Below are 25777 nucleotides of genomic sequence, written 5' to 3' on the forward strand. Positions count from 1 at the left end.
TCATTTTTCCATTGATGAAAAACGAAGCAAAAAATCTAGGCTTAGAAGTCAAAAGCTAAATTCCATTCCTCTCGCCTCAATGATTTTAAACTCGCTTTGCTCAAACAAGAAAATCATTCTTAACGGCTTAATTCATGGAATTCTTCACGCTTTTCCCTTCAAGGCCGGGGGCGAGTACTACCAAACTAAAATGGTATAAAGCTCACTGGCGCGAATGTTAAGCGTTAGCGTCATTCGTGTCTTTCAGATCATCAGAAATCTCCCGATTTCTATATAAATAACGAAAACTGAGTTTACAATGTGTTTAATCAATAATCACATTTAGATGATCTTCTTTTCTAATTTTAAAATTTAATGGAGTAGACCACTTTTTATGCTCTCCATCCTTGTGTCCCAAAATCTGACTTTTCTGAGTTGTGGAGTTAACCACGAAGTCATTTGATTTTAGGTTAATTTCTTTTGATACATTATTTTCTTTGAGGATTTGAACATCAAAGTTGATAAAATTATGAAGGGAGGGTTGGGCTGAAATTTTAGCTTTTCGGAGTCTTTCATTTAATTTTTTTGATGTAGTATCAAAGTCCATAGGATAAGATTGGGCTTCTTTGTCTACAGAAATTGAAAATGCTTTTGAGGTGATTTTTTGACCATTTATATGAATTGTATATTCATTCTGTACTTGATTTTGCAATCCCATAAACTTAACCTTAAAGTAGTTTTTTAAAGTTCTGCTGTTGAATTGCATCAAACTATTGTTGTTTATCAAAGTATCAAACCCAATTCCTGCATTACAGAAAAAGTATTGATCATTGATAAGTGGAGCATTAATATGAATTACCTTTTGATGATAAATTATTTTTATCGCTTTTTTAAGTCGAACAGGTATACCAAAGTGTTCGGCTAGTCTATTCCTTGATCCACAAGGTATGATCCCAAAAATTTTATCTGTTCCAACTAACGCTTGTGCTACCTCATTCACTGTAGTGTCTCCACCAATAGCGACTATGATATCAAAATCATTTAATAAAGATTTTGCTAACGATGAGGCATGACCAGGATATTCAGTGTAGACAATATGTACGTTGATCCTCTTACTTGCTAACGCCTGTTGTGCAAGGTGTGCAGCTTTAATAGACGAACCATTACCAGATTTTGGGTTCGTAATCAAAATTATGTTAGGCATGATGAATTTGTTTTAAAATAAGATTTTAAAAAATTACTTGTCCTTAACCATCAACCAGTTATTAAAAAAAGAATATAACGAAGCAGTCCCTCAGTCATGAGGTTATTATTCATAAGGTGTGATATAATTTCAGTTCATTCTGTAAGGTAATTCGGCAAATTTTATAGTCTTTATAGTCTTAAATTTCACACCACCAGTAGAATAGTAATCTTATTAAAGGTAAAGCTTGATTACATTTTTTATAGGTTAAGTTTCTATTTTCATAAATATATGAAAAAAACAGCATTTTCTCTTTTGATTCAGAAAAAATGCTGTTTCTATAGTCTTAAAAGGAAATAATAGTCTTATTTACTATCATAAGCCCATTTGATGTAAAGAGATCCCCATGTGAATCCTCCACCAAAGGCCGCTAAAACTAGGTTATCACCTTTTTTAAATTTCTTTTCAAAATCCCATAAAACCAAAGGAATAGTGGCACCAGTAGTATTTCCATACTTTTCAATGTTGATACACACTTTTTCTTTCTCTAGTTTCATGCGTTTCGCAGTCGCATCAATAATTCTCAAGTTGGCTTGATGTGGGATAAGGTAAGCTACATCTTTTGCAGAAAGTTGATTTCTTTCTAAAATAGAAGCAGCGGCAGAAGCCATGTTTGTTACTGCGTGTTTAAAAACCGACTTACCGTCTTGGTAGAAGAAATGTTCGTTTTCAGCTAAATGTTGTAATGACAGTGGATAAGCTGATCCTCTTTTTACATTTAATAGGTCTTTACCTGACCCATCCGAGTGTAGTACAGCATCCATTAGACCATACTCTTCACTTGGTTCAAGCAGAACTGCACCAGCACCATCCCCAAAAAGAATACATGTATTTCTATCAGTGTAGTCCATTACAGACGACATTTTATCTGCACCTACCACTACAACTTTTTTATAGTTTCCTGACTTAATAAAGTTGGAAGCCATTTCTAAAGCATATATAAATCCTGAACAAGCTGCAGAAATATCAAAGCTCATAGCATTGGATTGAATTGCGTCACAGACAATATTAGCAGTAGAGATAAATCCCATATCTGGCGTTGACGTAGCACAAATCAGTAAGTCAATTTCTTCTCCTTTAGAATTTGTTTTTTCTAGCAATGCTTGTACGGCATTTATCGCAAGTGTTGAAGTACCTTTATTGTCTCCTTTTAAAATACGTCTTTCCTTAATTCCTGTTCGAGAAGTGATCCATTCATCACTAGTCTCCACCATTTGTTCTAAATCGTGGTTTGTTAATTTGTCTTCAGGAACCCAGCCTGCTACAGCGGTAATCGCAGCATTTATTGGACTCATACGTTTGGTTACTTTTATGGTAATTGTGTGTTAGGAAGAAAAAAAAAGCAGTACAATGGGGTACTGATTTTAATTAAGCTTCGATGCAAAAAAAAGAATTTTTTTCGATTAAAGAAAAAATATCATTATATAAAGATGTTTTTTAGAGTTAATATTAAGGATAAAACTCAAACCATTGTGAATGAATATTCACTTTAATGTAATGCGAAAAAAATGGGCTATCTTCATAACATTCTACGAATGAAGATAGCCCTTATTTTTAGTGCTTTTTAAGGCCTAATTTTCTTTTGGAAGGTGAAATTGAATCGGGTCTCCAACCTTACCTTTTAGAAGAGCAATGTCTAAAACTTCTTTTGCATCTTTAACAAAATGAAGAGTTAAACCTTCTGTATATTTCTCTGGAATATCCTTCACATCTCTTTGGTTTCTCTCCGAGAAGATGATCTCTTTAATTCCAGCTCTTTTTGCCGCAAGTAGCTTTTCTTTAATACCACCTACAGGCAATACTTTACCTCTCAAAGTGATTTCACCGGTCATGGCCAATTTAGCTTTGACTTTACGTTGCGTAAAGATAGAAACCATAGACGTAAGCATCGTGATACCTGCTGAAGGTCCGTCTTTTGGAACAGCACCGGCTGGTACGTGAATATGCAAATCATAGTTTTCGAAAATTCTATAATCGATATCATATACCTCCGCATTTGCTTTTAACCATGACAATGCCGTTGTTGCAGATTCTTTCATCACGTCACCTAACTGTCCCGAAAGTGTTAATCTGCCTTTTCCTCTATTCAGTGAGCTTTCAATAAATAAAATTTCACCACCAACAGAAGTCCATGCTAAACCAGTAACAACACCTGCATATTCGTTGTCTTGGTATGTTTCTCTTTCGAAAATTGGTGCACCGATGAATTTTATAATTTCATCTGGTCCAATCGTTTTCTTGTACTCTTCTTCAAGAGCAATAGATTTTGCAACCTTTCTAACAATAGAGCCTACAGTTCTTTCTAAACCACGAACACCAGATTCTCTAGTATAATTTTCGATTAAGAATTTTAAACCTTTAGCTGAAAGTGTAAAATCTTTTGCTTTTAAACCATGTTCCTTTCTTTGCTTAGGAATCAAATGTTTTTTAGCAATTTCCTCTTTCTCTTCAAATGTATAACCTGTAATCTCAATGATTTCCATACGGTCTCTTAAGGCAGGTTGTATCGTGTCTAAAGAGTTGGCTGTTGCAATAAACAATACTTTTGAAAGGTCGTATTCTACCTCTAAGTAGTTATCTACAAAAGAGCTGTTTTGCTCAGGGTCCAACACTTCTAGAAATGCAGAAGAAGGATCTCCTCTGAAGTCTGCACCGATTTTATCAATCTCATCCAAAATGAATACAGGGTTTGAAACACCTGACTTTTTGATACTCTGAATGATTTTGCCTGGCATAGCTCCTACATAGGTTTTACGGTGACCACGGATCTCCGTCTCGTCATGTAAACCACCTAATGAGATTCTATTGTATTCTCTACCTAACGCTTTTGCAATAGAGCGGCCAAGTGATGTTTTACCTACACCTGGAGGGCCATATAAACATAAGATAGGTCCTTTGATATCATTTTTTAATTTAAGAACAGCAAGGTATTCTAAAATACGCTCTTTTACTTTTTCTAAACCTTGGTGATCTTTATCTAAGATTTTTTGAGCATTTTTCAAGTCAAAAGAATCCTCCGTTAATTTATTCCAAGGAAGATCAAGCATAAACTCACAATAGTTCATTGATACAGCAAAATCAGCTGCAGCAGGATTTGAACGTTGAAGTTTTGCTAATTCTTTAAAGAAATGTTCTCTAACGTTGTCAGGCCAATCTTTTTTAACAGCACGAGCCTTTAGTTCTTCAATTTCTTGATCAGGACCTTCCATTCCCAATTCACCTTGAAGCACTTTCATTTGCTGACGTAAATAATAATCACGTTGTTGTTGATCAATATCTACATTTGTCTTTCCAGCAATCTCATTTTTGATTTCCAAAACGTTCACTTCCTTATTCATCAACTTAAGGAGTTTCTCGATTTTGGTTTTACCTTCTGAGATCTTAAGGATTTTTACTTTTTCCTTAACATCTGCAGTGATGTTTGTGGCAATGAAATTGGCTAAAAATTCTAAACCCTTGATATTCTCTAAAGCTAAAGAAGCTTCTTGAGGAATGTCGCGGTTTAAACTCAAAAGGTGATAAGCAGAATCTTTCAATGATGATTCTAAAGCTTTCTCTTGATCTGGCGTTATATTTTCAAAGTTCTCCTCTTTGATGGCAACGTTTCCTTTTAAATAAGGAGTTTGTGTTGTCACATCAATCAGTTCAACTTTACTTCTCGCTTGTGCTATGATTGTACAGTTACCATCTGGTAATTGTAAGATTTTTACGATCTGAACAAGTGTACCAAATTTATGCATATCGTCAAAAGATGGATCTTCAACAGCGGCATCTTTTTGAGCGATTGCAGTGATAAATTGTTTTTTATCGTAAGCCTCCTCTACAAGTTTTAAGGATTTTTCTCTTCCGATGGTAATGGGTAAAATCACATTAGGGAAGAGTACCATATTTCTTAGTGGAAGTATGGGTACCTCAAGTTCTGTAATTCCGTCTAATTGATATTCGCTACTATCATCTTCAGCAATCACTGAAATCACAGCATCATTATTTATATTTGATAAAAGCCCTTGGGCTAATGTATCTTTTGTTTTTCTCATAAATTGAGTTTGTCTTGTCTTTATTATGCCTATCTGCACAATCAGTATGGTTTGTATTATTCAATATTGTACCTAAATGGTAAATGCTGACATATTTTCATGCTCAACTGACAAAAGTGGCGCAACAATGGACGGTATATTATTTTGAATTTCCCTACGACTGTACGGAAACAATTTTTTTTACGTTATATAAATATAGAGATGTTTCAGGTATGAAATTATCTTTTATGGTAAATGTACAAAAGTACTAACTCAAAATGACTTTATACTACTTCTTCTTATTATTATATTACAATTTTTGATTTCAAAAAACGTAGAATAGTACCACTTTTAGTGCTTTTTTTTAGCGTTATGCTTACAAAAAACAACAAAGAATCAAATTATGAACTATTTTTGATTTAAGTACTCAATTAAATTAACATCTTTGATTATCTTAAAAGAATAGAGAGATAAGATAAACTATGGAAAAAACCTTCATTAGAAGCGGACTTAGTCTTTTATTCATCGTATTGTTGCTCATGCATAACCCAATATATGGACAAAGAAAAAAGAAAAAGAAGGCCGAATCACAAAATAAGGAACAACAAGACAGCGGACTGAAAATTTCTGAGTTTGAACCTACTTCAATTAATAAAGTAGTCAAACTGCCAGGATTAAAATTCCCGAATATAAATCGTATTCCATATTACAGAAACGACAAAGCTTTAGCTCAAATCTTAAGACTAGAAAGAAACAAACAATGGGCTGAATACAGACAACTATTGTATACTTATGTCACTTCTTTTGGCATTCAAAATTTTTTAAAGAAAGAAGACATGGATCTGATTTGGCGATTGGCCAAAGTGTCAGAACATGCAGGTGATAGGGCATTGGCCAAAGAATCCTACAGACTTCTTCTTAGACATTATCGTGGTGATTTTTCAAAAGCATTGAAACATTACGATAACTTAGTTTTATTCGAAAAACCACTATATGCCAACCTAGATGACTACTATCGGTTGGTAGATAAAAGAGCATTAATTGATACACTTCAACCACCTGAAGATGTATTGGTGGATATGGGAGGTCATGTGAACTCTCAATTTTCAGACTATGGAATGACATTAGGTGGCGAAGCTCAAAACAGGTTACTTTTTACAAGTAATAGAAGCGGTAGAGACACATCGGCTTTCAACAGACAGTTTAATCCTTCACATGCTAACGAGGATATTTTTGTATCCGAAAAGACTGAATTTGATATGTGGGGACCGGCTGAGTCATTTGATGAGATTAATACGAAATACAATGAAGGGTCACCATATCTTACAAAAGATGGAAATACTCTTTACTTTATTCGTTGTATGACTCCTGATGGTTTTGGGGATTGTGATATTTATGTCTCTCAAAAAAATGAAGATGGCAGTTGGGGTAAACCTAAAAATATGGGTCCGGGTATTAATTCTTATGCTTGGGATTCTCATCCATCGCTGTCCATGACAGAGGATACTTTGTATTTTGCTTCTGACCGAAAGGGTGGTTTTGGTAATGCTGATATTTATTTTAGTGTAAAGAAAAAAGATGGTAACTGGGGTAAACCTAAAAATATAGGACCATTTATTAATTCGAGAGGAAGTGAATTGAGTCCTCATCCCCATGTGAAATTTCCAGTTTTATATTTTAGCTCTTCATTAGGCATTATCAACTTCGGGGGCTTTGATATTTATAAATCTTACATCGTTAAAGGAGAGTTTACAGAACCTAAAAACGTGGGTCCTTTGGTCAATGGTCCTGGTGATGAGTATTATTTTGCAATCGATTCAGAGGCGAAGCAACTGTATTATGCAAAATCTAAGGTCAAAGGAGATCCAAACTTGGATTTACAATCTTTCCCGCTTCCCATGGAGGCAAAACCAAACAATACAGTACGTTTTTCTGGTAGAGTTGTAGAACCGACAACAGGTGAAGTTTTTAAAGGTGTAGTAACCATTATTGATTTATCGGATAGGGTAGAAGTAGCTCCAAAGGAAATTCGAGAAGATGGTTCTTTTGATTTTGAATTGGTCAACGAAAAGAAATACCTCTTGGTAATTGAAGGAGATAATTTTTTCCAGATTGAAGAAATATTTTTTGTGGAAGGAGATAGACATGTTCAAATACCTGCTATTTCTGTCAACAGTTCCCTTTCATTTGCTTCCATTGATTTTGATCCTGGTAGTTCAAAGTTAAAACCTGAGATGGAAAACAATCTTCATTTAGTGGTTGATTTTTTAGTTAAACATGAAAATTACAGATTGTTGGTGACTGGGCATACAGACTCAGATGGTAATTCAAAAGCCAATTTGAAATTATCAAAAGAAAGGGCAGAATCTATCCGTAGGTTTTTGATCAATTACGGTGAGATGGAAGACAATCGTGTAATTGCTGATGGTAAGGGAGATGATGACCCTATCATTATGAACCCTCAGAACGAAGATGAAAAACGCTTGAATAGAAGAGTAGAGTTTAAGATTTTCTTAGACGAATATAGAATTTCAGTTCCTGTAACAGATGATAATTTTGAGTGGAGTGATGACTAATTTTTGGAAAGTAGATGAATAACTTTCATATTTGACGAACTATAATATAATAAACACAATATTCATAATTGATTAACTGTCATGGAACAAGTAAAGTCTATCTCTTCGCAAGAAGCAATCGCTTTAGAGAAGAAATATGGTGCACACAACTATGCACCCCTACCTGTTGTATTAGAGAAAGGTGAGGGCGTTTTTGTATGGGATGTAGAGGGAAAGAAATACTATGATTTTCTTTCAGCTTACAGTGCAGTGAATCAAGGTCACGTTCATCCAAGAATCTTAGATGTTATGGTCAAGCAAGCTTCAAAGTTGACTTTGACATCAAGAGCTTTCTATTCAGATCAGTTAGGTATTGCCGAAAAAATGTTATGTGATACATTTGGTTTCGAAAGAGCAATCCTAATGAATACAGGTGCTGAAGGAAACGAAACGGCTATTAAGTTAGCAAGAAAGTGGGGTTACGAGAAGAAAGGTATTCCTGCAAATGAGGCAATCATTGTAGGTGTAGAGAAAAACTTCCACGGTAGAACGACGACGATTATCTCAGCTTCAACAGATCCTGTTGCAACAACGAACTTCGGTCCGTTTATGCCAGGTTTCGAAATTGTACCTTATAATGATATTGCCGCTTTAGAAGAGGTATTACAAAACCCTAATGTTGCGGGTCTTTGGTTAGAACCTATTCAAGGTGAAGCAGGTGTTTACCTTCCTGAAGAAGGCTACTTGAAAAAAGCACAAGAACTTTGTAACCAACATAATGTATTATTTATGGTAGATGAAGTTCAAACAGGTGTAGGTAGAACAGGTAAATTGTTAGCTTCAGATTATGAAGAAATCAAGCCGGATATGATCATCTTGGGTAAAGCTATTTCAGGTGGTTTCTATCCTGTATCTGCGGTTTTATCTTCAAATGAAGTAATGGATGTATTGAATCCTGGTGAACATGGTTCTACTTACGGTGGTAACCCATTAGCATGTGCAGTAATGATGGAAGCTTTAAACGTACTGAAAGACGAAAAGCTAACTGAAAATGCGTATGACTTAGGGGTAATTTTCAGAGCGAAGATGGAGGAACTTTGTGGAAAAACGGATTTATTAATTGGAGTAAGAGGTAAAGGTTTATTGAATGCTCTTTTAGTAAATGACACGGAGGAAAGTTCTACAGCTACAAAGTTGTGCTATGCTTTAATGGACAAAGGCCTTTTAGCAAAACCAACACATGGTAATATTATCCGTTTTGCGCCTCCTTTAGTAATTACTGAAGAGCAATTAATGGAATGTATCGCGATCATTGAAGAAGTAGTAATGACTTTTGAGAAGTAATTATTTCTATCAATAATATAGATCAAAAGGGCATCTGGTATTCAATTACTCGATGCCCTTTTTATTTTTAGGCGATTTTTGAGCAAAACTATTTTTTTCTGAAAATTTGATTTAATGTCTTTAGAAAATAATTAAAGGTGAACCCAGATAGGATTAGAATTAAACTATAGCTTAAAAAATAAAAAAGGGATCTAGGGTAGAGTACTGTAAGGTGCATTTCTGGAAGAATTAAAAACAAAAAGCAAACAATAAGTATGATGAAGATTAAACTTCCAAATTCAGTTTTTCCGAAAGCATCATTCTGTTTTTCTTGATTCATTTTGATATTTATTAAAGGATGAATGGTTAGTTATAGAAAGATGGGAGTTGATGGTGTTATTGAGCCGAGTAAATCATTCTTTTTGTATTTATTCCTAGTTCAGGAAGTCTGTAAATCAAAGAAATAGGGACATAAATTCCGAAATATTACACTTCAAAATCTATGCCCCTATTTATAAAGTAGATGGACTACTTCAATAGATGATATTCTATTATAGAACCTCTTTTCCTTCCTCATCCACTGGATAAGGAATAAAAACGAAATTGACGAAGTCTTCATCAATTACGAAAAGACAACAAAATTCATCTGCATTTTTATAGTTCTTTTTAAACTCTTCATATTTCTCGGCAAGAATAAGTTCCTTTTGAAGGAATTCTTCAGCGAAAGAAACGTTGTAATTCCACTCTAGGAAATCCTTTTGTTGAGGCCCTACAATGTATTGCCCTACTTTCGCTTGTGTTTTGCTCACGGGAAAGATAGGATATTGAGAAAAGTTTCTTTTTCTGATTTGATAGGAAGCTTCTTGAAGTACGGAATAGACTTTAATAAAATCTTTTGTAATTGTACCAAGGTATTTTCCTTGACTATTTAATTCTGGCGTATTCTGCATAATCTTTTCTTTGATTTGGAATCAAATTTTTCATCGACTCCCAATTACAAAATTCTAAAGTATTATTGATCGAAGCAAATCTCTTAAAGTAAAGTTAACTATTCAGTCGAAAATTGAGAGAATAAGCTTTGTAAATCAATACATTGTCAACGATCAATTGGCATTACTTTCAAATTTCCTTCTTCTTCATTTTGCCTTTAAACGCACTGTGTACAGTGTAATCATCATGATGCTCATTCAATTTTTACTTAATGATCACTTTTCGAGTGACTTGACCATTAATATCTAAAAGGTAAATCCCTGTATGTAATCGACTAACATCAATCACTCCATTGGACATTTGATCTACATGTTGCACGCCATAGAGGTCGAAAATTCTAACTTTTACTTGTTGGGATATTCCTTTGATATACAGTTGGTTCTCAGTAGGATTTGGATAAACATCAATTTTTACCACTTGATCGTCAATACTTGTTATGGTTCTTTCTTTTAAAATCAATGAGAATTCTTCCATTTTTTTATCATTGGTTTTTAAAGAGAAGGTACCCTCCACTTTTGTTTTATCCTTTGGTGAATAATTAATAGTAATATCCAAGCTTTCTTGAGGTCTTAAGAAATCCACTTTCTCGTCATAAGAAATTGAGAATTCATCATTATCACTTACAAGAATTGAGGGTAATTCTAGGATGTCAGTTCCTCTATTGAGTACGGTTAGTGTGTAAGCATCAAAACCTGCAAAATCCACGATACTTGGTTGTATTACTTCATTATTATGTGTCACCTCCAATACCGGAAGTAATGAAGTCATTTTCACTGTATAGCTGAAATGATTGGCAGAAGGTTCATCCGTTGTGATATGTACTTTAGAGTTATACTCTCCTGGTAAATGTGGAGTAGCGCTCATTATCAAATTTTGCTTTTCAGAAGGTTGAAGTGTAATCGGAAGATCAAAACCCGAAAAATTCAGTGTATAACCATCGTTTGGATCTACTGTAATGGCTTTTATGGTTAAAGGAGCAGCACCTCTGTTTTGAATGACATAAGTGTATTCAAAATCTCTTTCATAACTCAAAGGACCATATTCTTCTACATCTCCATTCCATACGGTAATGGTATTTTCAGGGTTACTCATATAAAATTCAGACTTAACAGGGTTTGCTGTTAACCTGACAGTTTGAATGGCATTTTTGTAATCCGATGTTTCTACTTTTAATATTTCGTCAAGATGTTGATGTGCTTTCGATGAATTACATTGAATAACGATCTTACCGTTTTCATTTGCCTTGATTTCATTTTGAGTAAATTCTTTAATTTCGAAATCATTTTGACCTGTATTTTTGAAGCTTACATTTTTAATGGTTAGAGGTAATGTGCCTGAGTTTTGAACAAGAAGTGTAATCTCTTTGCCTGTATTGATATCAAAACGACCAAAATCAATAGGATACGATTCTGAGACTAAATTACCGTCGTATCTTAATTCAGCTTCATGGTATTGATGGAATGCATGAACATTGAAACGAATTGTTTTATTTTCATGAGCATTTGAAACGATATCTATCGGAAAGCTTTTCTTATATGCATTATAGCCATTAGGAAAATAGGTGAATGAGATTTTTTGACGCTCGTTTACACCAATATCACTACCTGAATAGTCAAAAGAAAATTGATTATAGATGTCATATATTTCATTAAACTGAGTAATGCTTAATACTTTATTTCCAATATTTTTGATATAAAGTTCATCAGTTACCACCGCATTGTCTGAAGTGGATTGCATATCAAATCCCAGATTTTGAGTGATCTCTTGTCCATTTTTATCTTCGAAACGAATTACAGCAGCTTCAATGATTGTTGAAAAATCAACTTTAATCGTTTGAGCCTCTACATCTGTAGTATTGAATATAACCTCAACATTCTTTTCCCCGATACTGGACGGAATTAACTCTAAGGTATATGTGAAAGAGGCATTCGGTTTGATTGTGGTAAAAATACCACTATTAGGCATGTGGTACTCACGGTCATCATTTTGGTTTAAAGTGACACCATTGATCGTTAAATCGGCATTACCTTTATTTTCTACCGTGAAACGGAATTGTTGAGTTGCATAGGGTAGAGGGTTTTCTGTAATAGTATTTTCAGGTTGGAGTAGATCACCTTCATAACTAATTTCTACATCAGGCGATAGCACATTTCCTATGACTTTTATTTGGTGTTCATCTACTTGTCCTCTTTCAAGTTTATTTTTGATGGTGGCTTCAAAAGCACCTTTTTTCATTGCTTTAAATGAAAGATTATTATTGTAAGTCGTGCCTTTCCCGAAACCTTGTTTTGTGTGGTAGGTAGAGATTAACTTGTTTGTTTCAGAATCGAATTCTGTTTTATCAACAAACATATAGCCTTCTCCAATATTTTCCATTTCAATAGTGAAACGTTTTATTTCTCCAATTAATACATCTCCAAGGTCAATTTGATGATTGACAATAGGATACTCTGGGCTACTTACTTTAAGTTCTCCGTCATCTTTATTGACAATTGTATTGATGGTAACAGAGGAAGCTTGTGGATCTGATGAAGAAAAAGTAAGAAATCCTTTATGTAAATCAATATTAGAAGCAGCAGAGTAATAAATATAAAAACTCCCAGCTTCATTAGGATTGATAGTCATCTCACCAGAAGCGGGGAAATAACCAAAGATTCCAGTATCATCAAAAGTAATCGTATTGATTTTTAATGACTCAGTAGAAGACTCATTTCTGACTATGATTTGTTGTGACAGAATTGGTGATGTTACTCCAGGATTACCAAAGTTTATAGTGTCTTTATCATTGAATATGTCTTCTGTATTATCACTGTTGACTTTGTATAGACTTAACTTTCCTTGTGCATTGGATTGAAACGTTATGCTCAGAAATAGAATTGAAATTAGAATAGTAAATGTGTATTTCATCATTTATGTTAGTAGATAAAATGTGAGAGGTTAATAAAAATTATTTAAAGTTAGAGGACAAAAGTACAAGAGTTATTAGACGTAGCAAGTACAAGTAATAAGATCAAAGTTGATGTTCGCATTGTTATTTAACGAGCTTTCAAAATTATATTTTGATCTGTACTTGAAAACAATTTAATGTGTTGAAGTCGGTATTTTTTACCATCTTTTTTGTAATCATAAATTGTTTAACATCTGTTACCATGGTGTTTCGTATACTGTAAACTCAGTTATCGTCAACTTTTAATCGACTTCTCTATAAGCAATTATAGAATCTACTTTCAATCTTCCTTCTTCTTCATTTTTGTCTTAACACAAAAACGAAGCAAAAAAGTCAAGGCTTAGAAGTCAAAAGCTAAATTCCATTCCTCTCGCCTCAATGATTTTAAACTCGCTGCGCTCAGACAGCAAAATCATTTTTAACGGCTCAATACATGAAATTCTTAACGCTTTTCCCTTCAAGGCCGGGGGTATACTAATAAACTACATGGGTCGAAAGCTTAATGGCTCGAATGTTAAGCGATAGCGACATTCGTGTCCTACAAATCAACAGAAATCTCCTGATTTCTAAACACCATAAAAAATTGAAAACTTAGTTAACAATGTATTGAACTCAAGTCTTTTTAATAGTAGACTACAACTGTACAAAAGGTATTAAACAAACAAAACCATTCTTAATGTTGCCAAAAAGAATGGTTTAGAAAGGTTGTTTGTCAGTTAATTTTATAATGTTTATAGACCTGCCATACTCTTATTATTTGATATGACTTGTACTCTACCATAGTTGCCGTAAGCATCAAAAGCAGCTACTTTGATAGGTCCATCAATTTTCATTGGTGAAGTAAGTACTTTTGAATTTTTGTCTAAAGTTTCTTTTACTGATGCGTAGCGTATTTGTAGGCCAGGGTAGGCTACATTTACCTTTAATACATCATTTTCTAAATCAACTCCTACAGGTGGTATTCTGAAGTTGCGTCCCCATGAAGCCAATCGGTTAAATTCTCTTTGTCCAACGGCATTTGCAAACACATTCCATTTCTGATCTAGATTTTTGAAAATCTCTTTTTCTTTATCTCCTTTTTTCACTACAGATTTAGACCATGCTCTTTCAGCTAACGCCATCATCTTAGGATAAAGTAAATATTCAGTGTCTTGAGGAGACTTTAAAGTTTCTGACCAAAGTGCCCCTTGTATACCTTTGATGTGTGATAAGCCTTTAGCCGTTAAACGCTCTTTATCTTTCATTTCCTTTACGGTCAAATCACCGCCTAAGCGTAGTTTATGACTCACTTCAAAGAAATTAGTTGGCAGATAATTGAAAATGTTTCTTGTATCGTTGTAGTCACCCCAGTAGAAACCAGGTTCATCGACTTCTTTTGTATAAGCCATATCAAAGTAAAGGCTTGAAACGCTTGTCAGAATTACATCATATCCTTCATTTGCTCTCTTATAACCGAAATCTTCAGTACCAGAGCCCCATGAGTTGTCCCATGCGTTTAATGTCAGGTTTTCAGAAGACATGCCCTCTGCATGATGAAGAATATCATCCCATAATTGTAATTTGATTTGGTTTGCTTTTGCGATATCAGCAAGTTTTACTGCATAAAACCCTTTCAATTCATTAATGCTCTTGATGCCATTTTCCTTCATATACTCTTGACATAGAGGAGATTTTTCCCAAACACCATGTGCTACTTCATCACCACCAAGGTGCATTGTTTCTAATGGAATACCCGCTTGAGCATAAATCGTTTTAAATTCCCCAATCAAATCATTGATAAATGTATACGAAGATTCTTGGCAAGGACAGATTGTATTATCATTGAAGCCTTGTACAGAGGAATACTCTGACTCATCATTTGGATCGTGAAGAATATACTTATCAGCTTCTTCATTTTCTTCAACCTTGCGAAGGTTTTCAGCTCTGAATTTCATTGCATTAATGGCAATACGAGCATGTCCAGGAAGATCTACTTCAGGGATGATTGTAATATTTCTCTCATCAGCATAACGGATAATTTCAATATAATCTTCCACCGTGTAATAACCGTTGGAAACATTTTCAATACCTTCAGCACCAGAACCGTAAGAAGGTAACGTACTGTATTCTGAAGTAGGGTGTTTACGAATACTACCAATCTCGGTCAATTCTGGGAATTTCTTCAATTCAATTCTCCAACCTTCATCGTCTGTTAAGTGGAAATGTAAAGTATTCATTTTGTAGAATGACATTACATCCAGAAGGTTTAAGACCGTTTCTTTAGTTTGGAAGTTTCGTGCCACATCTAGCATAAACCCTCTGTAACCGAAACGAGGTTGATCGTTAATTTTGGCTGTTTTGATGCTGTTCGTTTCTCCTTCGATAGGAAGAAGTCCTCTTAATGTTTGGATACCATAAACAATTCCTTTTTCTTGACCAGAAATTTTAATATTGTTTTCATTGATATCCAAAGTGTAAGCCTCCTCAGAATCATTAACTTTGTTTAATGTTAGATGAATAGCTTTCTTAGTTGCCTTTGGAACGATTTCTAATTCAACTCCAGTAGCCTCTTTAAAGTAACTTTGTAGTAACTTAGCTTGTTTTGTTGTATTTGCTGCCGCCTCGATTTGTTTTAATGTCGTAATATCGATGCTTGATTTCCCTTCAATTACTGAATAAGGAGAAGGAATAATTTTCTGAGCAGTCGTTAATTCAATTTCAGATAACTTGCTGTTTTTCTTGTATCGGATCTCTTTCGTTTCTACCTCATACGTATCTGTCGCAGATATCTTAGCCATTGAAGGTTCTAAGTCACTGTAAGAATAACTTGGTGTATAAAACTCCTTCTTATTGTTTTTATTGAAAATAAAGTAAAACCCTTGTGCTCTATCCGTATACTTAATAACTGCACTGTTGGTATAAAGAGGAACAATAATACTATCGCCTGTAGTTAAACCTTTAAACGTTTTTTTAGGTGTAATTTTAAAGAAATCTCCATTAATTCTCTCAATATTGACATCCTCACCTGCAAGGTCTACATTTAAATCTGTACATGGTTTATTGTTGAAATATAGTTCCCAATTATCCTTATCAAGGTTTTGCTTGCCTACATTTTTTATGGTTAATTCTGCAAATGATTCATTTTTTTCATTCGCATCGTTTGTTCGTTGTTTCCAATGTATTGTGATATCCTTAGTGCTTTTGTCTTTTGTACTTACACAAGAGAAAAGTCCCAAAAATAACACGAATAAAAGATAGTTGAATGTCCTCATTATAGTATATTCTATTGTTCCTTGGCATCGCCAAAACATAATTCGATATTATTTCTATAAGCAATTTATTACTTAATAAGTGTAGAAAGAAAACTTTTAGCTGAGAGGCATGTTTTTCAAGTCAAACAACATAAAAACGCTGTTTAATGTATTTTGGTAGAAATGAAAAAGTAGGCCTAATCCCTGCTATTGAGGTCTTGTAACCACATTTCCTATAATCTATCAAAGGGTATACCTGCCTTATTTTATCTTTAGACTTGATAGCAGGATGACATAGAAAAGAGGAGAAATAGCTTAAAAACGGAAATGAGCACCATAGTTTTTACCATGATGCTCGAAATTTAATGTTTCCCCTCAATGACATTTATTTTAATCTTGTGGAGTTATTGTTCCAAAAGATAATTGAGGATGTAAATATTGTACCTTACGGGGTAAATGAAGAAGATAACAAGACAAACATATGCAAAGTACATAAAGTAAAGATGCATGCTTTGTCGGTCTTCATTTCCTTTGTTTTTCCATTCCTTCTTGAAAAATGACAATTGGCTAAGTTGAGCACTTTCGATATTCATCTTTCGGTCAATCAGAATGCTAGTATTTTCATTGGATAAGTTTTGAGCTGCTGTTGTTGTTGGCTCTTTTGAGAAATGATCAGTTAGAAAAGGTAAAGCTCCTGATCCTATTAGGAAAAGGGCGAAAAAGAAGTATCGAACTTCTCTCACGATTATTTTTTTTACCTTTTGCACGTACACATAATTTAATAGAATTGTAAATTAATTTGCTTTTTAAAACGAGGTAGAACAATTGAGGTTGGAAAATTGACAGTTGAATTTAGAAAAGTTGTTTTATTATAAGGCTTTTTAAAAGAATTCTTGCCGTTATATAAAAATAGCCAATAACCTTTTAAAGGTTATTGGCTAATAAAAGAGAATGAATTGATGTTTATTTCAATTTCATGTCTTCAATAATTTTAGCAACTCTTTCTTCTAAAGTAGCATCTGCAGCATCAAATTCGTCTGCTGATGAGATAGAAGTGTTTACGCTAAAGTAGAATTTGATTTTAGGCTCAGTACCTGATGGACGAGCAGAAATCTTAGTGCCATCTTCTAAGAAGAACTGCAATACATTTGATTTAGGAAGATCAATTGCACACTCTGCTTTTGTAACTAAGTCTGTAGCTACTGAAGATTGGTAATCTCTCATTTCAAGAACAGTAGAACCGTTGATCGTTGCAGGAGGGTTAGCACGAAGTTCTTTCATCATGTTCGCAATTTCCTCAGCACCGCTCATACCTTTCTTAGTGATAGAGATTAATTTCTCTTTGAAGTAACCGTGCTCAACGTAGATGTCGATCAATTGGTCGAACATTGATTTACCTTCGTTTTTATAGTAAGCAGCCATTTCGCAGATCATTGAAGATGCAGCGATAGCATCTTTATCTCTTACAGAATCGCCAATCAAGTAACCGTATGATTCCTCACCACCTACGATGAAGTTCTCTTTTCCTTCTTTCTCTTTGATTACCTCTGCGATGTATTTGAAACCAGTCAATACATTGTAGCAAGGCATTCCATTTGCTTTCGCGAAACGGTCAATCAAGTCAGTAGTTACGATTGTTTTACAAACGAAATCATTGTCTTGTGCTTTACCTTCTTTCTTACGAGCAGAAATCACGTAGTTGAATAATAAAGCAGCAGTTTGGTTACCGTTTAATAATGTCCACTCACCTTTGTGGTTTTTGATGGCAATACCCACACGGTCAGCATCAGGATCAGTACCTAATAAAATGTCCGCATCGATTTCTTTTGCTTTTGCTAAAGCCATGCTTAATGCTTCCGCTTCCTCTGGGTTAGGATAAACAACAGTAGGGAAGTTACCGTCTACTACTGCTTGTTCTTCGATGATATGAACATTATCAAATCCAAGTCTTTCCAAAATACGTGGTACCATAGTGATACCTGTACCGTGAATTGAAGTGAAAACAATTTTCAAGTCTTTTTGTGCTTTGATTGCTTCTGGAGAAACAGCCAAACCTTCTAACATATCTAAGTAAGGTTCATCTACCTCTTTGTTGATTTTCACAACTTCTCCGGCTCCACCTTCCCACTTCACGTCTTCGATAGATTCGATTTTTCTTACTTCAGCAACGATATTACCATCATGTGGAGGTACCACTTGACCACCGTCTGCCCAATATGCTTTAAAACCATTGTATTCTTTAGGGTTGTGAGAGGCAGTAAGTACAATACCTGTATGACAACCTAATTCTCTAATCGCAAAAGATAATTCTGGAGTAGCACGAAGTTCATCAAATAAATAAACTGTAAATCCGTTGGCTGCTAATACGTTGGCAGCAACTTCAGCAAAAAATGAACTGTTATTTCTACAGTCATAAGCAATAGCAGCTTTAGGAGTACCCTCTACTTGTTGTTTTACATAATTTGCTAATCCTTGCGTAGCCATACCAACAGTGTATTTGTTCATTCTGTTAGTACCCACTCCCATAATACCACGTAATCCACCTGTACCGAATTCAAGTGACTTATAAAAACTTTCTTTGAGTTCTTGTTCGTCTTCGGTCTGCAAGCGTTTAATTTCTGTTTTAGTTGCTTCGTCAAAAGGTCCTTCCAACCAAGCTTGTACGTTTTGGTTTATTATTTGATCCATTATAAATATATAAGATAAGATTGGTATATACGCGTGCAAATTAATATAAAACAATAATATGTTTACGGTGATTTATATCAATTCCTTCGAATATCTTTTTAAAATTGTTTAAAAATGTTAATTTGCTATATTACAACCGTTTGAAATAAACCCAAACACCCACCAACGAATTTAACTCATAACATGTTTACCTATTATCAGATACTAGAAATTGACGAAAAAGCCTCAGAAAAAGAAATTAAACGTGCTTACAAACGAATGGCTAAAAAGTACCATCCAGATGTAAGTAGTCATGAAAATGCAGAAGAGTATTTTAAATTGATTATTACGGCTTATAATAACCTTTCCAATCACTCTCAAAGGGAATTATATGATGCTTGGCTTTTTCAAGAACGGACAAAAACAAAGAAGAGGAGGGTTTCTCTCCCCAAAAACTACCAACCTGCTTATTCAAATGCTTCCAAAAAGAAAGAAGACAGAGAAGTGGTACGTTGGGGAATGGTTTCCGTTATTGGTTTCTTTTGCTTAGTCATCACGTTTATTGGGGTCAATAATTATCTCAAAGACAAAAAAGTGGAAGAACAAATCGCATATGAATATTCGTTACTTCAGAAGGCACAAAGAGCCGCTCAGATTAATGATTATGTTACTGCTTTTACCATTTTGGAGGCTGTCGAGTACGATATGCAATACCTTTATACGCAACATCGAAAGCTGTACGATAGTTTGCATTCAGTCTTAAAAAACACCTCACTACAGCTATTTGAAGAGAAAGAGTATACTTCTCTGCATTACCTTTTGACTGACTTAAGAGATAGTTCCAACAATGTGTTAACAGAGCAGATGTTATGGCAATTGGCACTTTCTCAATTCAATATTCAAGAGTATAATAACAGTGCAAAGACTTTTCGAACATTAATTACTAAAAATAAATGGAATTATGATGCTTATGCGGCTTATTCTGAAGTGTATTCATCAGGACTAAATTCACCCGAAAAGGCAATCGATATTCTAACAGAAGGCGTATTGGTGACAACAGAGGAATATGCGTCTACTTATGGAGCGGCTTACGCTGTGATTCTCAACGGAGAGGATATCCCGAATACTCATTTCAACCTGTATTATTTAAGGGCACGACTGCTTATGCAGCTAGAAAGACATAAGGAAGTCATCCGAGATCTTAATTGGGCATTACGATTAAGACCAAACAACGAGAAACTACATTTTATCTTAGGAAATATGTATTCCAAAATAGGTGAAAAAGACAAAGCATGTGAAGCATGGGTAGAAGCAGAACGATTAGGTCACATCCCTTCTACAACAATGTTGTACAAATATTGCGTGAAACCAAATTCTTGATTTGAAGTAGAAATCTTTTGGATTTCCAGCGTGTGACTTACTCTTTCGTAATGATTTTCTTTAAAAAATGATTACGTCAAGCTATTAAGAAATGGACAGCATAGGTATTTTTCCTTTTGGGAGAAAAAAGCCTATGCTGTTCTTTTTTAAGGGGTTATGGCTGTATTTAGTTTGAAATATGAATTTCAATTTCCAGCAATTGAAGTACTGCAATAGTGATTAAAACAAGAATAAACAATACTACTTTTTTTGACGATGGGCGAATGAGAATGAAACATGCACCTGTATCGATTGTGTACTTTAATGAGTAGTCTTTAAGTAGTTCTTTTTTTTGAGTGGCTAAAGTGAATACCTAAATTTTCGATAGCTAATCAGTTATGATTTAGGATTATTACTAAAAACAATTATTCACTTACAACTTTAAAAATGAATGAATTAATTACTTTCAATGAGAGGTCTGTCTTGAAAAAGATAGGGGCTTTGTTTGCTTTATTTCGGAGCATTCACTTCTCTCAAAAACTATCATTTCTTGTGCTAACTTTTCTTTTCTCATTTTCTACAATGAACGCCCAAGAGTATGGAATAGAGGTCGAAAATGGTGTTGGAACAATTTATTTTGAAGATCAAGGATGGACTGGCGGATGGAATTATATCTGCTTGGGGAGCGACTGTAATACTGGTGAAAAATCAGGTTCAAGATGGGTGAGAGAAGTACCTGGATTGACAGTTGGACAAACTTATACTATCCAACTAAAGATTCAAGACAATGCAAATGGACAGTATATTTCACCAGAATATACGGTTACGTCTGTTGCGAAAGATGATTCTTCTAACCCCGATCCAATTCCAACTTGTGATGATGGTATCCAAAATGGAGATGAAACAGGAATAGATTGTGGCGGTTCTTGTGCACCGTGTCAGGTCACACCACCACCGGTTGCTTCTAGAAAAGTAGAAGTAGAAATGGCTACTGTTTTAGGTGGAGCCTCTATATATGATGATACATCTGCATCGAATGGAAAAGGAATAGCTTATATCTCTTCGCAAGGAGCCGGTTTTTCTATTGCCAATACCCCGTCAGCTTCTTCGGTTGAAATCGTTTATGCATCCGAATTAGAAGGAGAAATTTCTATTTTTATTGATGGTGTAGATCAAGGGAATATACCTTTTACGAGTACAGGTGGCTGGGTTGGTACTTATCAGACCGCTACTTATACCATTGATATACAGCAGGGGTCTACCTTTGAAATGATTTTTCAAACTGGTGATGCAGCACTCAATGTTGATTATGTCAATTTTGTAGGAGAAGCCGGTGAACCATTACCATGTACTGGGTTGAATAGTCCATCATCTATTTTTAATTGGGTTGCTACTACTAACGAAACTTCGGATGGAGCACTTGATGGAACAGTAACGTTTAGTTTTGATAACGTAACAAACGATTACGATAGCATCACTTTTATTTTAGGAAGCACTTCTTATACTACTGCATTAAGTGATCAGACACTTTTAGTTCAAAATGTTGCCGCAGGTGATTATCCTGTATCAATTCAATGGAGTAATGGAGATTGTACCTCAGATTTGGGAACTGTTACAGTAGGATCATGTGAAAATGGTGTAAGAGATGGCAACGAAACACAAACGGATTGTGGAGGTGTTTGTCCTGTCTGTACTGATGAACCTCTTCCTACTGAAGACCTTGTAATTTCTGTAGCAATTTCTCCTTCACATGGAGAGTATCTTGTAGCTCAATATGGTGAAGCTCCTCCAATGACGATCTATACATGGACCAATGATAATTCAGAGTTTACAAATTGTACTGGAGGTTGTGATGAAAACTGGCCTTATGTTGTGACTGATACGAAAGCAGACTTAGTTTTACCACCGACTTTGCCTTCAGGTTTAACAGGAGAGTTTGGTTTAAGTGGCACTTGTGATGGTCAACTTCAATTAACCTTTGATGGAAATCCTTTGTATTACTATGTTGGAGATAATGTTGAAGGTGATGTGAACGGAGAGGGAGCAGGTAATGAGTGGTTTATCGTCAAAGAAGTGGCAACAAATACTTGTTCAGATGGTATCCAAAATGGAGATGAGACCGGAGTGGATTGTGGCGGGTCATGTACACCTTGTTCATCAGGTTCTGGACAAGGATCATGTAGTGACTTTGGTTTGACAATCATTGATGGGCAGGGTGTTTTATACTTCAATGAAGATTTAGGTTCCGCATCTTATCTCTGTTTAAATGGACAATGTTACCCGCCAGATGTTCAAGAAGATGGATATTACAAGCGATTCGTTACTATTTCTACGAATACCGATTATACTATCAAAGTTCAAGGAAGTAATGAGCAAGAAAAAGTAGCTCAGGTAGCACAATGTTATTTTGTACCAACATGTAATGACGGCATTCAAAATGGAGATGAAACGGGTGTTGATTGTGGCGGTAGTTGTGGTGATTGCCCAACGTGTGAAGATGGTATTCAAAACGGAGACGAGACCGGTGTAGATTGTGGTGGGGCCAATTGCATTTCATGTGAAGAAGTTTGTAATGGAACTCCCAACCCCAATGCAACGCTTCAAAAGACCAATGAATCGGTTGAGAATTTAGCTGATGGTACGATTACCTTTGTTTATGAAGATGTAATAGGTAGAGAAGTTTTAGAATTTTCAATTGACGGTGGACAGACTTACCCTTATGCTAGAAATGATAATTCAGAATGGTTTACGGTAGCTGATCTTGCTCCAGGTACTTACCCTATTAAGGTGAGATGGGGGAACGGGGGCGACTGTCCGATAAATTTGGGCGAGATCACAATTCTTGAAGGTGGTGCAGCACCAACTTGTTCTGATGGTATTTTGAATCAAGGAGAAACAAGAGTGGATTGTGGTGGCCCTTGTCAGGAATGTGGTGACGATCCATGTGGTGATATTCCATTGGTATTGTATCCTTCTCCAGCCTTACCTACTCCAGTGATAGGGGTAGCACCGGGTACTCACGGTTATACTTTTGATTTAGCAGAAGATTATTCTAAGGTATCAGTAAGCTATGGTCAAACTATTGGTATTCAAGCTGGAGGAGATCCTGATTTTGAATTTTTCTGTTCATGTAATCAGATCGAATTTGAAGGAATAAAACTTAACGAAACAGGAGAAGTTCCTTCAAAATGTAAAGATGCTGGTAATTTTTACTACTTCTTCAGATATAAGAAACAAGGTTATATGACAGATGATCCTGGTGATCAATACATGTACTCTTCGTTATTTACAACTGAAGGGGAGAGAATTGATCCAAGAACTCGTCCAACGATATCATCCTTAGGTGCCAATTGGATGCGATTCAGACACCCTCATGCTTATGATGGAATCACTGAAGCTATCTTTGATGCAGTACACAATGCAGATCAATTACGTTACTTAGACCGTTACGAAACGATCATCACAGACGGTCCTGATAATTTAAGAATTGATCCTCAATTGACTTCTGCGAATGGTACTTTCCACCCACATACTGGAGCTGACGTTACAGTAGTTCGTATAGATATTTTAGATATTGGCGATTCTCCAGCACCAAGATATGCAACAACTGTTGGAGGTGTTTCAGGAACAACTTATGCTGATCTTGGCCCTGGCTATAATTATGGTAATATGGTCAATTACGAAATCACGGCTGTTGCTGGAGGAAGTGGCGCCCAGACGTATAATACCCTTCAAAATTACTTTATTGGTCAAGGTTTCAATACGCATGGAGATCCTAGATTGGCTTCAGCTGGTAAAGCATCCACTTTAATGATATTACCAAGTTTACAAACGGCAGGATTCAATGAAAGAAACTATAATCTAGAAAGAGACGCCATTTTCACACAACATTCTATTACGGTAGAAAGTGAAGATGATGTAGATGATTTCTTAGAGGGACATCATTTGTTCCACGGTGTAGTGCATAGAAGTGAAGCTGGCGGTTACAACCAATATCAGGTGGATCTCGGAGAAGCAAAGATCGGGTCTACAACTTGTGGTACATGTCACTTTAGAGATGGTAGAGGTCCAGAAGTGATTCAAACTCCAAGAGGTCCACGTTTACCACCGGCAGTTTATGGTGTTGGTTTCTTACAGTGGATTGCAGGAGCAGAAGTTGGATTAAGATGGGATGGAGGAGTTGAAACAGTAGAGGAGCAAACACGCAATGCCTTGATTGAGGACCACGGAATTGACCCTGATACGGATATTTCTCAAGAAGACTTAGAAGAAATCATTGCATACACCAAATTCCTAACGGTTCCAACGCGTAGTGCCAACTCTTACAATATACCAGGGGTGGCAGAAGGTGAATTGGCCTTCAATCAGGTCGGTTGTGCATCTTGTCACCAAGTCGCACAAAAAACAAGAAGCGATGCACCTAAGGAATTCAGAGACATTGTGATTCGCCCTTATACTGATATGAAGTTACACAATGTCAACAATGGTAATTTCAGAACACCAGCACTTTGGGGAATTGGTAGAAACATTGATTTATTGGAAAGAAATGGGCATCCAACTCTATTTATGCATGATGGATCTGCAAGTTCTCTTGAAGAAGCGATACAGAAACACGGTGGAGATGCTTCGGGTGTAAGAGCAGCATACAATGCTCTTTCCGAAGAAGAAAAGAGTAACATCGTCAAATTTATTAAGACACTTTAAAATCAATCATGGAGGGTAGCATTTTAGCTACTCTTCATTTCAAAAAATATAAAAATGAAGAAATTAGTAACAACAATACTACTTATTTTGGGAAGTTGTATTGGTGTATTTGCACAGCAAAATGTAGCAGATATTACAGTGAAATGTCCACCTTGCCGACCAATAGCAAGTTGTGATCAATGTTTTGAGACCCAAGCTCAAGCAGAAGCAAGTTGTAATTCAAATGCAAGAATCAATACGCCAACTTTGGTGGAAAGTTTGCCTTCACTAGGGATTAGTATCTTTCCTAACCCAAGTAAAAATGGAATTTTTACGGTGGAAGGTAATACACCATTAAGTGGTACTATTCAACTCTTTTCACCCATTGGTACTTTAATTCAGGAATTTAGTGTGTCAGAGTCTAAGTCCTTCGTGATGGGACAAAAGTTAGACCTGACGACTGGTATTTATATATTGTTATACACTGATAAAAGCGGTAGATCAATTTCGAAACGCGTAATTGTAGATTACCAAGATTAACGAATTTATTTGAGTGTAGTGTCTCAAATAAAAATTAGATGAATTTTCAGATTGAAAATCCGAACGTTAAAGAGGCATCTTTTTTAGGATGTCTCTTTTTTTGTTCGCTTTTCAACAGCGAAAAATGAAGAAGAAGAGTAATCGTAGGATTTCAAATGATTTGTAGAGTACGAATTTTTTTAACATTAACATTCGCATCAGTGGACTTTCTACCCAGTTCGTTTGGTAATACTTCCCCGGCCTTG

General features: G+C 35.4%; 14 protein-coding genes. 6 read left to right on the forward strand and 8 right to left on the reverse strand.

The features are described 5' to 3' along the window. A partial coding sequence (locus IC221_RS29590; RefSeq protein WP_223241412.1) for a hypothetical protein occupies positions 1 to 199 on the forward strand: 199 nt, incomplete at its 5' end. Between the two features lie 105 nt (positions 200 to 304). On the opposite strand, the gene IC221_RS16685 is transcribed toward IC221_RS29590, so the two are convergent. The 3 genes from IC221_RS16685 to lon all read right to left on the reverse strand — a co-directional run bounded on the left by IC221_RS16685 (position 305) and on the right by lon (position 5259). Beyond that, the gene (locus IC221_RS16685; RefSeq protein ID WP_188170065.1) at positions 305 to 1183 is read right to left on the reverse strand and encodes a diacylglycerol kinase family protein; all 879 of its coding nucleotides are present in this window, start codon (positions 1181 to 1183) and stop codon (positions 305 to 307) included. 344 nt (positions 1184 to 1527) lie between these two features. After that, the gene (locus IC221_RS16690) at positions 1528 to 2517 is read right to left on the reverse strand and encodes a beta-ketoacyl-ACP synthase III (protein WP_188170066.1); all 990 of its coding nucleotides are present in this window, start codon (positions 2515 to 2517) and stop codon (positions 1528 to 1530) included. A gap of 276 nt (positions 2518 to 2793) precedes the next feature. Further along, on the reverse strand, positions 2794 to 5259 hold the full coding sequence (lon, locus tag IC221_RS16695) for an endopeptidase La (RefSeq protein WP_188170067.1): 2466 nt from the start codon (positions 5257 to 5259) through the stop codon (positions 2794 to 2796). A 461-nt stretch (positions 5260 to 5720) separates the two neighbouring features. On the opposite strand from lon, the gene IC221_RS16700 reads away from it, so the two are divergent. Continuing rightward, a complete protein-coding gene (locus IC221_RS16700) occupies positions 5721 to 7814 on the forward strand; it encodes an OmpA family protein (protein WP_188170068.1) in 2094 nt (697 codons plus the stop codon). An 81-nt stretch (positions 7815 to 7895) separates the two neighbouring features. After that, on the forward strand, positions 7896 to 9137 hold the full coding sequence (rocD, locus tag IC221_RS16705; RefSeq protein WP_188170069.1) for an ornithine--oxo-acid transaminase: 1242 nt from the start codon (positions 7896 to 7898) through the stop codon (positions 9135 to 9137). A 530-nt stretch (positions 9138 to 9667) separates the two neighbouring features. Here the strand turns inward: rocD and IC221_RS16710 are convergent. The 5 genes from IC221_RS16710 to IC221_RS16730 form a co-directional block, all read right to left on the reverse strand. Next, positions 9668 to 10066, reverse strand: a complete 399-nt coding sequence (locus IC221_RS16710; RefSeq protein WP_044204717.1) for a hypothetical protein — start codon at positions 10064 to 10066, stop codon at positions 9668 to 9670. A 244-nt stretch (positions 10067 to 10310) separates the two neighbouring features. Further along, entirely contained in the window at positions 10311 to 13013 is a 2703-nt protein-coding gene (locus tag IC221_RS16715; protein ID WP_188170070.1) for a choice-of-anchor D domain-containing protein, read from the reverse strand. Positions 13014 to 13784: 771 nt separating this feature from the next. Continuing rightward, positions 13785 to 16304, reverse strand: a complete 2520-nt coding sequence (locus tag IC221_RS16720) for a family 20 glycosylhydrolase (RefSeq protein ID WP_188170071.1) — start codon at positions 16302 to 16304, stop codon at positions 13785 to 13787. 383 nt (positions 16305 to 16687) lie between these two features. Next, positions 16688 to 17050 (reverse strand): hypothetical protein, encoded by a 363-nt coding sequence (locus IC221_RS16725; RefSeq protein WP_188170072.1) that lies wholly within the window; start codon positions 17048 to 17050, stop codon positions 16688 to 16690. A 196-nt stretch (positions 17051 to 17246) separates the two neighbouring features. Further along, the gene (locus tag IC221_RS16730; RefSeq protein WP_188170073.1) at positions 17247 to 18971 is read right to left on the reverse strand and encodes a phospho-sugar mutase; all 1725 of its coding nucleotides are present in this window, start codon (positions 18969 to 18971) and stop codon (positions 17247 to 17249) included. A gap of 183 nt (positions 18972 to 19154) precedes the next feature. Here IC221_RS16730 and IC221_RS16735 point away from each other — a divergent pair, with 183 nt between their 5' ends. The 3 genes from IC221_RS16735 (at position 19155) to IC221_RS16745 (ending at position 25532) form a co-directional block, all read left to right on the forward strand. After that, complete coding sequence (locus IC221_RS16735) at positions 19155 to 20330, forward strand: M48 family metallopeptidase (protein WP_188170074.1); 1176 nt, start codon at positions 19155 to 19157, stop codon at positions 20328 to 20330. Positions 20331 to 20891: 561 nt separating this feature from the next. Beyond that, positions 20892 to 25013: a di-heme oxidoredictase family protein gene (locus tag IC221_RS16740; protein ID WP_188170075.1), complete on the forward strand. Its 4122-nt coding sequence runs from the start codon at positions 20892 to 20894 to the stop codon at positions 25011 to 25013. Positions 25014 to 25067: 54 nt separating this feature from the next. Further along, the gene (locus IC221_RS16745) at positions 25068 to 25532 is read left to right on the forward strand and encodes a T9SS type A sorting domain-containing protein (protein WP_188170076.1); all 465 of its coding nucleotides are present in this window, start codon (positions 25068 to 25070) and stop codon (positions 25530 to 25532) included. Positions 25533 to 25777 lie beyond the last annotated feature (245 nt).

The sequence above is a fragment of the Flammeovirga sp. EKP202 genome (assembly GCF_014534745.1).
In the GTDB taxonomy this organism is placed as follows: domain Bacteria; phylum Bacteroidota; class Bacteroidia; order Cytophagales; family Flammeovirgaceae; genus Flammeovirga.

Coding starts and splice junctions, on each gene's coding strand:
- IC221_RS16720 (WP_188170071.1), bottom strand. CDS start 16,304: ATGAGGACATTCAACTATCTTTTATTCGTGTTATTTTTGGGACTTTTC.
- IC221_RS16710 (WP_044204717.1), bottom strand. CDS start 10,066: ATGCAGAATACGCCAGAATTAAATAGTCAAGGAAAATACCTTGGTACA.
- IC221_RS16700 (WP_188170068.1), top strand. CDS start 5,721: ATGGAAAAAACCTTCATTAGAAGCGGACTTAGTCTTTTATTCATCGTA.
- IC221_RS16740 (WP_188170075.1), top strand. CDS start 20,892: ATGAACGCCCAAGAGTATGGAATAGAGGTCGAAAATGGTGTTGGAACA.
- IC221_RS16690 (WP_188170066.1), bottom strand. CDS start 2,517: ATGAGTCCAATAAATGCTGCGATTACCGCTGTAGCAGGCTGGGTTCCT.
- lon (WP_188170067.1), bottom strand. CDS start 5,259: ATGAGAAAAACAAAAGATACATTAGCCCAAGGGCTTTTATCAAATATA.
- IC221_RS16715 (WP_188170070.1), bottom strand. CDS start 13,013: ATGAAATACACATTTACTATTCTAATTTCAATTCTATTTCTGAGCATA.
- IC221_RS16735 (WP_188170074.1), top strand. CDS start 19,155: ATGTTTACCTATTATCAGATACTAGAAATTGACGAAAAAGCCTCAGAA.
- IC221_RS16730 (WP_188170073.1), bottom strand. CDS start 18,971: ATGGATCAAATAATAAACCAAAACGTACAAGCTTGGTTGGAAGGACCT.
- IC221_RS16685 (WP_188170065.1), bottom strand. CDS start 1,183: ATGCCTAACATAATTTTGATTACGAACCCAAAATCTGGTAATGGTTCG.
- IC221_RS16745 (WP_188170076.1), top strand. CDS start 25,068: ATGAAGAAATTAGTAACAACAATACTACTTATTTTGGGAAGTTGTATT.
- rocD (WP_188170069.1), top strand. CDS start 7,896: ATGGAACAAGTAAAGTCTATCTCTTCGCAAGAAGCAATCGCTTTAGAG.